The organism is Streptomyces sp. NPDC003077, from assembly GCF_040611095.1.
Classification (GTDB): Bacteria; Actinomycetota; Actinomycetes; order Streptomycetales; family Streptomycetaceae; genus Streptomyces.
Genome location: NZ_JBEXNM010000080.1, coordinates 1 through 13,034, shown reverse-complemented (window position 1 = coordinate 13,034; position 13,034 = coordinate 1). Strand labels below are relative to the sequence as shown.

The window sequence follows — 13,034 nt, the reverse complement described above, 5'->3', positions numbered from 1 at the left end:
GCCCTGACGAGCGACCACCGGGCGCCCCCGGGCGGCTGATCGGGTGATCACACTGCCCCGGAGGGCCCACTCCCCCGGCGGCCCCGGCATCCCCGTGACACGATCCGAACGAGCCGGAGCCGGTACGCGCGCTTCGCCCCGCTCAAGGGGCAGCGGCGTACCCGGCGTTCCGGTCGGCAACAGGTCCGGGACGGACCGGGACGCAACGAGCCCGGAGCCGGTCCGGGGCGCATTCGGAACGGACGCGGGGACAGCGCGTCGGAGGCGTCGGGAGGTGGTCGCGTGTCAGGACGGTGGTGGCCGGGGGTGCCGGAAGGGCCCCCGACGGGACGGAACGATCGCGTGCTGCTCGCCCTCGCCTTGAGGACGGACGAAGCGAGCAGGGCTGACGAGGCAAAGAGAACGGCCGTCACCGTACGGACGGCCGAAGCGAAGGTGACAGCCGGAGCAGAGAAGACAGCCGAGACAGAGGCACAGGTCATCGCCCTGGGCACGGCCGAACCGCCCGCACCACCCCCCACTCCCCGTTCATACCGCTCATACCGCTCATACGGCCTGCTGCGAGCGGCCGGTGTGGCCGTCCTCGCCGGCACCGTCGTCCTCACGGCGCTCGCGCCCGATGCCCGCGCCGAACCGACGCCGGGCTACGGCCCCTCGTACGGGAGCGGCTCCGGCACCGGCGCCTCCGTCAGCCGGCTGCTCGCCCGTATGCAGGACCTCTACCAGCAGGCGGAGGCGGCCACCGAGGCGTACAACGCGGCCCGGGGCGAATTGCGCACCCATCGGCGGCAGACCAAGAACCTGGCCTCCCGCCTGAAGAGGGCTCAGCGGCAGCTCGCCCGCAGCCGGGAGGACGCCGGGCGGCTGGCCCGTCAGCAGTACCAGGGGGCGGGCCCGTCGGAGTTCTCCCCGGCCCTGCGGTTCCTGCTCGCCGACGATCCGCAGTCGGCGTTGGACCAGGACCACCTGCTGGGCGAGGTGGCCGACGACCAGGCCGCCACCGTCACCCGGCTCATCGCCGACGAGAAGCGGGCCCGGCGGCTGGCGGACGCGGCCCGCGCCGCGCTGCGCAAGCAGCAGAAGCTCGCCGACCGGCGCACCGCGCGCCGGAACACCGCCCAGCGCAAGCTCAAGGAGATCGAGCAGGCCCTCGCCTCCCTCTCTCCGGAGCAGCTCGACGAGTTGCAACGGCTGGAGCAGCGCGGCACCGTCCGGGCCCAACGCCGACTGCTCGCCTCCGGACTGCTGGGCGACGACCGGTCAGGGCCTTCCTGGCGCGCCGGCCAGGCGATCGCGTACGGGCTCGCCCAGCTCGGCAAGCCGTACCTGTGGGGGGCGGAGGGGCCGGACTCGTTCGACTGCTCCGGGCTGACCTCGCAGGCGTGGGCGCACGCCGGGCGGACGATCCCCCGCACCAGCCAGGAGCAGTGGCGACGGCTCCCCCACGTGTCGCTGCGGCGGCTGCGTCCCGGTGACCTGGTGCTCTACTTCCCGGGCGCCACGCACGTGGGGCTGTACCTCGGGGACGGGAAGGTGCTGCACGCCCCGCGCCCGGGTTCCCGGGTCAAGGTCTCGCCGATCGCCTCGAACCCGCTGCTGGGCGCGGTGCGGCCGGACGCGGGCGGGGCAGGCACCGGCCCCGCGAACGGGCACGGAGGCGGGTCCGGGGACGGGCCCGAGGCCGCCGACCCGCCGAGCCACGACAGCCAGCCGGATTCCGACGGTCAATCGGATTCCGACAGCCCGCCGAGCCCCGCCGAGCCCTGGCGGCTGCCGGACATCGCCACCGGCGGCGCGGCGAAGTACGCGACGGCGGGGGCGCCGGGCTGATGCCGGCGACCGACGGTGCCACTTCCGACGACGGCCCCGGCCTCACCCCACCAGCGACGCGAGGTACGCCTCCGCCTTCTCCGGCTCATAGAAGAACTCCTCGAAGTCGCCCGGATCATCGAACCCGTTGGCGATCCGATCGGCGACCGGCCGAACCTGCCCGGCCGCGCCGATCAGCTTCAGGACGTGCTCCGGCGGCGGGGCCAGCATCGCGTTGGTCCACTTGGTGACGTGCCGGGCGGTGTCCCAGTAACGGGCGAAGGTGGCGCGCATCCACGCCTCGTCGAAGGGCCGGTCGCCGTGCTCGACGATGGCGGCGAGGTACGAAGCGGCGCATTTGGACGCCGAGTTGGAGCCCTGCCCGGTGATCGGGTCGTTGGCGACGACCACGTCCGCGACGCCCAGCACCAGCCCGCCCGAGGGCATCCGCGCGACGGGTTCGCGCACGACGGGCGCGTACCGCCCGGCCAGGGTGCCGTTCGCGTCCGTCAGCTCGACCCGGGTGGCCCGCGCGTACTCCCACGGGGTGAAGCGCTCCATCAGCTCCAGGGTGGTGGCCAGGTGCTCGCCCGGGTCCTTGATGCCGGCGAACACGTCCAGCGGGCCGCCCGGCACCCCCTCCCAGAAGAGGATGTCGGCCCGTCCCGAGGTGGTCAGCGTCGGCATGACGAACAGTTCGCCGACACCCGGTACGAGGTTGCAACGCACCGCCTCCGTGTCCGGGTGCTCCGGGCGCGGGCCCAGCCCGTGGACGTACGCGACGGCGAGCGCGCGCTGCGGCACGTCGTACGGCGAACGGGCCCGGTCGCGGGCGAAGATCGACACCAGCTCGCCCTTGCCCGCCGCGATCAGCGTCAGGTCGTAACGGGTCGCGAAGAAGTCCAGGTCGGAGACGGCCGCGCCGTGGATGACGAGCTGACCGCCGCGCTGCGCGAAGGTCTCCATCCAGCCAGCCATCTTCAGCCGCTGGTCGACGGACTGCGCGTAACCGTCCAGCGTGCCGAGCCAGTCGACGGCCCGCGACCCGTCCGGGGCCGCGACCGAGACGCCCAGGCCCCCGATGCGCGGGGCCTGGCTCTCCCAGAAGTTGATCCGTAGGTCACGCTCGTGCTGGAGGGCGGTGTGGAACATGCACTGCGTCGACATGACCCGGCCGCAGCGGATCTCGTCGGCGGTGCGGTGGGACATGAGGGTCACCTCGTACCTCTGGGCCTGGAGCCCCAGGGCGAGCTGCAGACCGGACTGACCGGCCCCGACGATGAGTATTCGACGCATGGTGGTGCTCACTTCCCAAGAGGGGGCGGGGGCGTACGGGTCGCTCCCGGCCCGTGGTGGGCGGGCCGGGAGGACGTCTGTCGGCCCGTGGTGGGCGGACCGGGAGGACGTCTGTCGGCGCGGCGGTCCTCGGGGAGCCGAATCCGGAGCGGGGACCTACTCCGGCGCGGCGTCGAGCGCGTGTGCGACGAGGGCGAGCAGCGACTCGACGACGGTCGCCCGCACCCGCGCGTCCATGATCACGACGGGCACGTGCGGGGGCACCGTCAGCGCCTCGCGCACGTCCTTTGCGGCGTACTCGGCGGTTCCCTCGAAGTGGTTGACCGCGACGATGTAGGGAAGGCCGCAGCTCTCGAAATAGTCCAGCGCCGGGAAGCAGTCCTCAAGGCGCCGGGTGTCGGTCATCACCACGGCACCGATCGCGCCGCGCACCAGGTCGTCCCACATGAACCAGAAGCGCTGCTGCCCCGGCGTGCCGAACAGGTACAGCACCAGGTCGTCGTCGAGCGTGATGCGCCCGAAGTCCATGGCGACGGTGGTCGTGGTCTTGCCCGGGGTGGCGGTCAGGTCGTCGATGCCCGCGCCGGCCTGCGTCATCAGCGCCTCGGTCCGCAGCGGCGTGATCTCGGAGACGGACCCGACGAACGTGGTCTTGCCGACGCCGAACCCGCCCGCCACGACGATCTTCGTCGCGACGGGCGCCCGGCTGCGGTCCGTCTGCCAGCCCCGCAGCCCGGCCGCCTCCTCCTCGGCGAACACCGCCGCCCAGGGCGCGGTGAAGCCGGTGGGGTCGGTGGCCGTGGCGCCCGCCGTCGCGGTCGCGGAGGACGTGCCCACACCGGCCGCCGTCGCGGCCGTCGTTGTGGCCGCCGTCACGGGCCTCGTCGTGGCCGTCGTCGTCATGTCAGAGTCTGCGGAGTCCACCCAGCACCCTTTCCAGCAGCGCGCGGTCCGGCCGTCCGGTGCCGTGACCGGTGCCGTAGACGCGAATCCTTCCCTGGTCGGCGAGATCGCTGAGCAGTACGCGGACCACGCCCAGCGGCATCCTCAGCAGCGCGGAGACCTCCGCGACCGAACGCATCCGGCGGCACAGTTCCACGATCGCCCGCATCTCCGGCATCACCCGCTCGCTCCAGCCGCCGGAGGTCAGCTCGGGCCGCTCCCCGGGGGCGTCCAGCGCCGCCACGAACGTCTCCACGAGCAGGACGTGGCCGAAGCGGGTCCGCCCGCCCGTGAGCGCGTATGGCCGCACCCGCGCGGGCCTGCGGTCCGCACCGCGCACCGGCAGCCCCGGACCGGCGCCCCCCGGCCGCCCGTGCCGCCCGTGCCGCCCGTGCGCGCCCCGCTCCGGACGGCGGTGGGCGCCGCTCACCGGCCGCTCTCCAGCGAACGGCGCAACTCGCCCCGGATCTCCGGGGTCAGGACGTGCCCGGCCCGGCCGACGAAGAGCGCCATGTGGTACGCGACCACACTCATGTCGCAGTCGGGAGCCGCGTGGACGCCCAGCAGCGAACCATCGCTGACCGACATGACGAAGAGGCTGCCCTCGTCCATCGCGACCATCGTCTGTTTGACCACGCCGCCGTCCATTAGCCGCGCCGCTCCGCCGGTCAGGCTCCCCAGCCCGGACACGATCGTGGCCAGGTCCGCGCTCGAACCTCTGGGGCCCGCCGGCCGTTCGCGCCGGGCCTCCTCCTCCGCCCGCCCGGGATCGGAGGACAGCAACAGCAGGCCGTCGGAGGAGACGACGGCCACCGAACGGATGCCGGGCACCTCGTCGACCAGCTCGGTCAGCAGCCAATGCAGATTCCGCGCCTGACTGCTCAGCCCGTTCAACCCGTGCAACTCGTCCAACCCGTTCAACGCGTGCAATCCATGCGTTCCGTGCGATCCGTGTGATCCGTTCAACCCGTGCAATCCGTCAGCAGTGGGCGCTTGGGCGTTCACTCGCGTGCCTCCTCGACAACGTGGCTCTCTCCGGGAGCCGCCGCTCCGCCGGTCTCCGTCCGTGGGGCGGGCGCGGTACGCCCCGCCAGCTCCGCCTCGACATCGCGCCGCCCCTCCCGGGCCCCCCGCTGGAACCCGCCGAGCTTGCGCCGCAACGCCTCGGCGTCCACCCCGCCCCGACGCGGCATGGCCGGTGGCCGCCGCGCCACGACCTTGGGCACCCGCTTCGGCAAACCGGCTCCGGTGAGACGCGGCCCTTCAGCGGCGGGGGCGGGGTGGGCGACGGGTTTTTGGGGGGCGGGGGCCGGGCTCTCCGGGGGTGCCGGGGCCCCCTCCGGCCTGTCTTGGGCCGCTGCTTCGTACGACACGGAGGCTTCGGACGAAGCGTGCACTCCCGACACCGCATCGGCTCCGGACGAGCCCTGGGCCCCGGGCGCAGGGTCAGCTCCGGACGAAGCCCGGACTCCCGACGCGACATCGGCCCCGGACGAAACCTGGACTGCCGACACATCATCGGCTCCGGACACAGCGTCGGCTCCCGACGAAGCCGACCGCACGACAGCGGACGGAGCGGCAGCAGATCGCACGACAGCGGACGGCGCGGCAGCGGTCGGCGCCGACGCGGTATCACCAACCGCCGCCCCCTCCGGCCGCGGCACCCGGGCCTGAAGCGCATTGGAGTTCGCCTCGGCCACCGACCCCGGCAGGCTCGGCGAGCCCGCGCCCACGCCCGCCCCCGGCGCCGCATGCCGCCCGGTCGGCGCCTCCGGGCCGCCGGCGGACAGCAGGGTGTTGGGCAGCAGCACCACGGCCGTCACCCCGCCCTGCTCCTGACCCCGCAACCGGACCCGTACACCGTGCCGAGCCGCGAGCCGCACGACCATGTGCAGCCCGAGCCCCATCCCCTCACCAACGTCCGCGAACGCACCGGGCAGTTCAGAAGCGACGACGGAAGAATCATCAGCCGATGCCTCCCCCAACGCCCCGGCGTCCAACCGCGCGTTGATCTCCTCCAGCCGCCCGGCGGTCATGCCGACGCCCTCGTCCCGGACAGAGAGCGTCAGCGCGCCGTTCTCCATCAGCCACCCGGTGAGCTCCACACGGGCCTCCGGCGGCGAGAACGCCGTGGCGTTCTCCAGCAGTTCGGCCACCAGGTGGCTGACGTCGTCCGCGGCGAACCCGGCGACCCGCACATGCGGCGGCAACGACGGGATGTGCACCCGCTCGTAGTGCTCGATCTCGCTGACGGCGGCGCGCAGCACGTCCAGCAACGGGACCGGGCCGGTGTGCGCCGGACCGGTCTCGGCCCCCGCCAGAACGAGAAGGTTCTCCGTGTTCCGGCGCATCCGCGCGGCGAGGTGGTCGAGCGTGAACAGGGTGTCCAGGCGCTCGGGGTCCTGCTCCCGCGCCTCCAGGGCCTCGATGACGTTGAGCTGCCGCTCCACCAGCCCCAGGGTCCGCAGCGCGAGCTGGACGAAGCGCTCCCGGGCACTGGACCGCGCCTCCGCGACCCGTTCGGTCAGCTCCGCCACCTCGGCCCGCAGCGCGTCGCGCTCCTCCCGGAGCGCCTCCCTCTCGGTGGCCAGGCGCCGCCGCCCGTCGAGGAGACGGGCGCGCTCGTCCTCCCGTTCCGTGACCCGGCGCGCCAGCTCGCCGATCCGGGCGTGCAGCGCGTTGACGGACCGCACGGCGGCGGCGAACTCGTCGTCGCGCCCCTTGAAGGCGAGCGGTTCGGCGTGTTCCGGGTCGGCCGCCAGGCGCTGCGCGCCCAGCCGGAGGGCGGCCAGCGGCCTCGTCATGGAGCGCGCGACGGAGACTCCGACGCCGATGGCCAACACCAGGCACAGGCCGACCAGCCCGATCCGCATCTCCAGCGCCGCCACGTCCTCGTCCCGCAGCGCGGACAGACGCTCCGTACCGGCGGTCGCCAAGGCGGCCTCCGCGCCACGCATCAGCCCCACCCGGGCGGCCAGCTCGTCCGCCACCCGGCCCGCGTCGACGGCGGGCCCCTCGTCCGATGCCCGGCCCGCGTCGACCGCCGGACCCTCGTCCCCCCGACCCGCGCCGTCCGTGGTCCCCACGGCGTCCGGGCCCGGGCCGTCGGTGAGGCGGGACAGCGCGCGTTCGGCCGCGGTGGCCTCCGTGCCGGTGACCGTGCGGGCGTAGTTTTCCCGGCCCGCGGCGCTCGCCGTTTCGGTGAAGTCCGCCAGGGCGCCCCGCTCCCGCAGGCGCGCCTCCCGCGCGGCGGCGGTCAGCCCGTCCGCCGAGTCCTCACCGGCGGGGGCGTCCGTACCGGCGGGCCGCCGCACGGCCGCGGCCCGGGCCGCGAGGAGCAGCCCGCGGGTGGCGGACGCCTGGTCGGTGGCGCGGCCGAGCGCGGGCAGCGCCCGGATGTCGGCGCCGGAGCCCGGCGCGCGGGCGGGGACCCCGCTCGCGAGGTCGCGGCCGATGCCGTGCAGCGCCGCGATCGCGTGCCCGTACGCGGCGAAGGTGTCGGTGGCCGGGCCGGTGCCCGACAGCGCCGCGCGGCGGGTGGCGGGGAGTTCGGCCAGGAGCTTGACGGCGTCCGCGTACGCGGGGTCCGTGCCGAAGGCGTCGCGGGCCTCGGCGTGCAGTTCGGCGATCCGCCGGTCCACGCCGGTGCGCAGCGCGCCGGGGACCGTGCCGCGGTCCTCGCGGCCCCCGGCGACATACGGTGTCACGGCGTCGCGCTCGTCGGCCAGGGCGTGGGCGAGCGCGACGGCGCGCGCGTTCAGCCCGGCGAGGTCGGCGAGCCGCTGGGAGTCGTGCACGTCGCGGACGGCGGAGACGACGGCGGGGGTTCCGGCTCCCAGAACGGCGACGGCGACCACCGCCACGGCCACCACGAGCCGGTCGCGCACCCGCGCCGGACGCCGCCGGGCACCGGCGCCACCGTCCCGGCCGGGGCCGGGGCCTCCGCCCTCCCGGCCGGGGCCCGCGTCGTCACCGCCTCCTGCGCCGTGGCGGTCGCCGTCGCCCGCGGCCGGGCCGACCGGAGGTCCCGGCCGGTCCGCGCCGTCCCGAAGCCGCTTCTTCCGCACCGCTGCTCGCATTCCTGTCTCGCCCGCCCACTCCCTGTGGCTCGCGCTCCCGGTCCGCGGCCCCGTGCGGGGACACCTACGCCCCCACGTACGCGGGTGCGTACGCGACGGGCACCGGCGGGCATCCTCGGCGCCGGTACCGCACGCCGCCGCGCCGCACCCGGCTCACCGGCACGCCGTCCGCACGGCGCGCGGCCCACGGCGGGCGCCGCCGCTAGGCGCCGCGCATCCGCTCGTCCGTCGCACGCGCCAGGCGCCGCCGGCGGCTCACCGTGCCCCGGAACGCGGGCGCCCCTTCCGTCCCGGACACCTCTCGCGGCCCCCGCCCGCCCTGCGGTCCCCACCCGGCCTGCGGTCCGCTCACGTCCCGCGACCCGCGCGTCTCGTTCATCGTCGTGCGTCTCGTCTTTCTGGTGCGCCTCATCCGTACGCGAGGGGAACGGTCCAGCTCCCGTGCAACGGTCCGGTCCCCGGTTCCCGTGCAACGGTCCGGTTCCCGTGCCGCGACGAGCGTCCTGACCCCGCCCCCATGATCCGGGCCACGACCCTTCCACCGGCCTCGCGCAGCGGCCCGGCAACGCGTACCCGGCCACTCGAATGAGTGAACATCAAATGGAAGTTGACCATCAACTTCCGCTACCGACCGCTCGCGGACGCAACCCTTCGCAACTCTCCACCAGGTTTGGCGAACCGTCCCCGCCCCTGGCAGGATGCCCGCCCGCACGTCCCGGCGCGCCCGTTCCCGGCCCGCCACACGCCGCTGACCTGCCGATACGAGCACCGCGCGAGACGGCGCGGGCCCCCAGGCCGGATCCGGTCCCCTCGGGCAGACTGATCCCCATGCGCGTCGAACTGGCCACCGAGCCCGGAAATCCCCAACGCCCGAACGAGGACTACGCGTCCGTCACCGCACCGGCCTCCGGCCAGGGCGGTGTCCTGGTGGTTCTGGACGGCGTGACACCGCCCGAAGGGGAGGTCGGCTGCACCCACGGAGTGCCGTGGTTCACCACACGGCTCGGCGGCGCGCTGCTCGAACTGTCCGCTTCACACCGCGACCTGACGCTCATTGAGGCGCTGTCCTCGGCCGTTTCCCGCACGGCCGACGCCCACCGCGCCACCTGTGACCTTTCTCATGTCCGCACGCCTCAGGCAACCGTCGTGGCCGCGCGCTGGTCCGCGGAGACCGTCGAGTACCTCGTCCTGTCCGACTCCGCCCTGCTCGTCGAGCGCGCCGACGGGTCCGTCACGCCTGTCCTGGACACCCGGCTGGACGTGCTGACGCCCGAGGTCCGCGCCCTGCGGGCGGCCGTCCGCTCGCTGCCGCGCGGCTCCGCCGAACGCGCCGCCGCGGCCCGCGAGTACGGCGCCGCGGTGGAGGCGCTGCGCAATGTCGAGGGCGGCTTCCACACCGCCGCCGCCGACCCGTCGGTGGCCGCCCGCGCCGTCACCGGCACGCTGCCGCGCGAAGACGTCCGTGCGCTGGCCGCGCTGACCGACGGCGCCACCCGCTGGGTCGAGACCTTCCGCGAGGGTTCCTGGGCCGACTGCCTGGCACTGGTCGCCAAACAGGGCCCGCAGGCCCTCATCGCCCACGTCCGCGCGGCCGAAACCGCGGACCCCGAGGGGCTGACGCATCCGCGCGGCAAGCGGCACGACGACGCCACGGTGGTGTTCGTCGAGCCGTGAGGCAAACGGGCGACCGGGCCCGTCGGCGGGGGCGCGCCCCACTGGCCCGTGCCCCCGCTACTCCTCCCGCGCCGTGCCGCGGCACTCCCCGCACGGCGCCGCGCTCCGCGCGTCCGCCTCCTGCTCCTCGTTCAACCGGTGCAGCAGCCGGGCGAGTTCGGCGACCTCGCCGCGGTCCCAGGAGGCGAGCCGCCGGGCGTACCGGGCGCGACGGCCGTTCCGGACGCGGGTGAAGCGGGCCTGCCCCTCGTCCGTGAGGCGGACGAGGACGGCCCGGCCGTCCGCCGGGTCCGGCTCGCGGGAGATCAGTCCCAGGTCCTCCAGCGCCCGTAGCTGGCGGCTCATGGTCGCCTTGCCGACGCCGAAGTAGCCGGCCAGTTCGGTGGCCCGCTGCTGCCCCACGTCCCCGAGGCGCACCAGCAGCCCGTACGCCGCCGACTCCAGGTCGGGGTGCACCTCGCGGGCCAGCTCGCCCGACGACGCGCGGGCGCGCCGCAGGAAGACCGCCAACTCCCGTTCCAGCGCCAGGAAAACGCGGTCCACCCCACCGGCCTCGTCCGTCACCTGGTTGTCGTCGGCTCCGCTGTCGTGCACGTCAGCGCCCTTTCCCGCGTTTTCCGGTTCCGCTTTCCGGCTCTGCTTTCCGGAACGTGAAAATTTCCTTCAGTAGCGGACGAATCCGCAGCTCGCCCAGTATTTCGCAGGATTAGACCAACGACAGCCCCGACGACCCCCTTGCCGTCCCGGCCTCCGCACGTACTGTCATTCATGGCATGGTCACACCAAAAACGGCGGACCGGTAGCGGCATACACCGCTCACATCAGGACAAACGCAACGCAGCCGCCTCCGGCCCACCGGGCCCCGTCATCCTCACGGAGCGACCGCCACCCCCCGTTTCCGTGCGACGCGGCCCGTGACGGTGCCGGCACACCCACGCACCGCGCTTCCCCCCAGGTCGTCACTCACCGAGATCTTCGGAGGCACGCATGCCCGTGCACAGATCCGGCCCGTTCCACCCGATCGCACGCCCCCGCACCGGCCCGGCCGGGGTGCTCCTCACCCTCCTCACCCTCCTCGCCCTCGTCCTGGCGCTGCCCGGCACCGCCGAGGCCGCCACCCGCGGCAGGGCGCCCGAGCCCACCCACCCCGGCCAGGACTGGGCCGGCTCCCAGGTCATCCGGCACGAGGGCGACGCCCCCGGCGAGGCGCCACCGCCCTCCCGGGCCGCCTCCGTCGAAGGCGTCGACGTCAGCAGCCACAACGGGAACGTTCCCTGGCAGACCCTGTGGGACGGCGGCGTGCGTTTCGCCTACGTCAAGGCCACCGAGTCCACCAGCTACCGCAACCCCTACTTCGCGCAGCAGTACAACGGCTCGTACAACGTCGGCATGATCCGCGGCGCCTACCACTTCGCGCTGCCCAACACCTCCAGCGGCGCCGCCCAGGCCAACTACTTCGTCGACAACGGCGGCGGCTGGTCCCCCGACGGCCGTACGCTCCCCGGCGCGCTGGACATGGAGTACAACCCGTACGGCTCGACCTGCTACGGCCTGAGCGCCACCGGCCTGGTGAACTGGATGAAGGACTGGTTCGCCACCTACAAGGCCCGCACCGGCCGGGACGCCGTCATCTACACCTCCACCAACTGGTGGAAGCAGTGCACCGGCAACTACGCCGGTTTCGGCTCCACCAACCCCCTGTGGATCCCCCGCTACGGCTCCTCGGTCGGCGAACTCCCGGCCGGCTGGCCCTTCCACACCTTCTGGCAGTACACCTCCTCCGGCGCCATCGTCGGCGACCGCAACCGCTTCAACGGCGCCTACGACCGCCTGCAGGCCCTCGCCAACGGGTGACGGCCCCGCACGGCAACGGGCCCCAGGGCGGCTGGTCCGCCCCGGGGCCCGTACGCACGGCCAAACTCTCAGCCCCGCGTCTCCCTCGGAAACCCGTCGGTCGCCAGGACCATCCCGAGCGGGGTATCGGTCAGATCGACCGGCGTACCGAAGGTGACTGCCAGATCGCTGGCGTACTCCCCCTCCTTGGGGAGCGTGTACACGCGGCACCGGCCGACGTACGGATCCACGATCAGATACACGGGGACACCGGCCGCCGCGTACGCGGCCTTCTTCGGACCGTAATCGTTCGCGGCAGTGCCCTTGGAGATCACCTCAGCGACGAATTCGACGTCCGTACACTCCCAGCGATCCTGGGCGTTCCTGCTCGCGCCCGCCTTGAGGAGCGTGACGTCCGATGCGAAGCCGTTCAGGTTGCCCGGGTAATCGATGCGGTAGTCGGAAAGCACTCGCTCATCGGTGTGTTTCGCCTGAATTTGCAGGATGATCTTCAAGATGATGTTCCAGCGGGTTTCCCTCTGCGGCGACATAAGGATGACCCCCTCGACAATCTCGACCCTGTAGCCCTCGGGGACAGACATCCGCTCCAGCAGCTCGAACATCTCGTCCAAGTCGTGCTCGCTGTCGGCCATCTCGGTCCTATCGATCATTGCGATGGTCACCGTGCCGCTCCGCCCCGCTGCCGCTGTGTCGCGGGCAGTCGCGCGGTACAACGATACGTACGGCGTTCGAAACACGCCCGAGACCAGAGCCCAGGCACCGCGCTCACTCCCGGGGAAACTCCTCCGTCACCAACGTCAGCCCGACCGCTGTGTCCGTGAGATCGACCGGGTCCCCGAATTTGATTGCCGGGTTGGCCCGGTAGGTGCCGTTCCGGGGCTCCGTGAAGAGGTGGCACTGCCCGGTGTATGGGTCGACGATGAGGTAGACAGGGACACCCGCCAGCGCATAGGCGTCCCTCTTCGGCCCGTAATCGTTCGCGGTCGTTTCCTCGCTGACCACTTCGGCGACGAATTCCACATCGGCGCAGCGCCACAGCCCGCGTTCGTCCATCACCGCACCAGCCTTGACCAGCGTGACGTCGGACGCGAATCCGTTCAAATGGCCCGGGTAATCGACGCGGACATCCGACTTCACCCGCTTCCTCGTGTGTCGAGCCCCCAGTTGGACGGCCATCTCGATGGTGATGTGCCAATGGACGTCGCGCTGCGGCCAGAAATGGACGGCCCCCTCCACGATCTCCGTCTTGTAGCCCTCGGGAACGGGCATCCGTTCCAGCCAGTCGAACATCATGTCCAGACTGAGCACCCCGTCGTCACGCACTCCGCGCTCCTCCCCATCGCCGCGACATCGCGGACGGTCGGGGGGAACAACGATGCG

Annotated in this window: 11 protein-coding genes; 3 read left to right on the top strand and 8 right to left on the bottom strand. The window is 73.2% G+C overall.

Annotated features, from left to right (window positions below):
- Positions 1–435 precede the first annotated feature (435 nt).
- Positions 436–1,830 (top strand): NlpC/P60 family protein, encoded by a 1,395-nt coding sequence (locus tag ABZX96_RS33275; protein WP_355551676.1) that lies wholly within the window; start codon positions 436–438, stop codon positions 1,828–1,830.
- A gap of 42 nt (positions 1,831–1,872) precedes the next feature.
- On the opposite strand, the gene ABZX96_RS33270 is transcribed toward ABZX96_RS33275, so the two are convergent.
- The 5 genes from ABZX96_RS33270 to ABZX96_RS33250 form a co-directional block, all read right to left on the bottom strand.
- A complete protein-coding gene (locus tag ABZX96_RS33270) occupies positions 1,873–3,105 on the bottom strand; it encodes a styrene monooxygenase/indole monooxygenase family protein (protein WP_355551673.1) in 1,233 nt (410 codons plus the stop codon).
- A 156-nt stretch (positions 3,106–3,261) separates the two neighbouring features.
- Positions 3,262–3,864: an ATP/GTP-binding protein gene (locus ABZX96_RS33265; RefSeq protein ID WP_355551743.1), complete on the bottom strand. Its 603-nt coding sequence runs from the start codon at positions 3,862–3,864 to the stop codon at positions 3,262–3,264.
- 145 nt (positions 3,865–4,009) lie between these two features.
- Complete coding sequence (locus ABZX96_RS33260; RefSeq protein WP_355551741.1) at positions 4,010–4,393, bottom strand: DUF742 domain-containing protein; 384 nt, start codon at positions 4,391–4,393, stop codon at positions 4,010–4,012.
- Positions 4,394–4,473: 80 nt separating this feature from the next.
- Positions 4,474–4,968, bottom strand: coding sequence for a roadblock/LC7 domain-containing protein (locus ABZX96_RS33255; RefSeq protein ID WP_355551670.1), 495 nt, complete (start codon positions 4,966–4,968; stop codon positions 4,474–4,476).
- 80 nt (positions 4,969–5,048) lie between these two features.
- Positions 5,049–8,114, bottom strand: a complete 3,066-nt coding sequence (locus ABZX96_RS33250) for a nitrate- and nitrite sensing domain-containing protein (RefSeq protein ID WP_355551667.1) — start codon at positions 8,112–8,114, stop codon at positions 5,049–5,051.
- Positions 8,115–8,954: 840 nt separating this feature from the next.
- On the opposite strand from ABZX96_RS33250, the gene ABZX96_RS33245 reads away from it, so the two are divergent.
- The gene (locus tag ABZX96_RS33245) at positions 8,955–9,800 is read left to right on the top strand and encodes a protein phosphatase 2C domain-containing protein (RefSeq protein WP_355551664.1); all 846 of its coding nucleotides are present in this window, start codon (positions 8,955–8,957) and stop codon (positions 9,798–9,800) included.
- Positions 9,801–9,857: 57 nt separating this feature from the next.
- Here the strand turns inward: ABZX96_RS33245 and ABZX96_RS33240 are convergent, their stop codons facing one another.
- On the bottom strand, positions 9,858–10,394 hold the full coding sequence (locus ABZX96_RS33240) for a MarR family transcriptional regulator (protein WP_355551661.1): 537 nt from the start codon (positions 10,392–10,394) through the stop codon (positions 9,858–9,860).
- Positions 10,395–10,787: 393 nt separating this feature from the next.
- On the opposite strand from ABZX96_RS33240, the gene ABZX96_RS33235 reads away from it, so the two are divergent.
- Positions 10,788–11,654, top strand: a complete 867-nt coding sequence (locus tag ABZX96_RS33235) for a lysozyme (protein WP_355551657.1) — start codon at positions 10,788–10,790, stop codon at positions 11,652–11,654.
- Positions 11,655–11,722: 68 nt separating this feature from the next.
- Here the strand turns inward: ABZX96_RS33235 and ABZX96_RS33230 are convergent, their stop codons facing one another.
- Positions 11,723–12,316: a Uma2 family endonuclease gene (locus ABZX96_RS33230; protein WP_355551654.1), complete on the bottom strand. Its 594-nt coding sequence runs from the start codon at positions 12,314–12,316 to the stop codon at positions 11,723–11,725.
- Positions 12,317–12,419: 103 nt separating this feature from the next.
- Positions 12,420–12,947 carry a Uma2 family endonuclease gene (locus ABZX96_RS33225; protein WP_355551739.1) on the bottom strand — a complete coding sequence of 176 codons (528 nt, stop codon included), beginning with the start codon at positions 12,945–12,947 and terminating at the stop codon, positions 12,420–12,422.
- Positions 12,948–13,034: the final 87 nt, after the last annotated feature.

What these genes read in the sequence shown, in the direction of transcription:
- ABZX96_RS33270 (WP_355551673.1), bottom strand. Translation starts at nt 3,105, where the DNA reads ATGCGTCGAATACTCATCGTCGGGGCCGGTCAGTCCGGTCTGCAGCTC.
- ABZX96_RS33245 (WP_355551664.1), top strand. Translation starts at nt 8,955, where the DNA reads ATGCGCGTCGAACTGGCCACCGAGCCCGGAAATCCCCAACGCCCGAAC.
- ABZX96_RS33235 (WP_355551657.1), top strand. Translation starts at nt 10,788, where the DNA reads ATGCCCGTGCACAGATCCGGCCCGTTCCACCCGATCGCACGCCCCCGC.
- ABZX96_RS33225 (WP_355551739.1), bottom strand. Translation starts at nt 12,947, where the DNA reads ATGATGTTCGACTGGCTGGAACGGATGCCCGTTCCCGAGGGCTACAAG.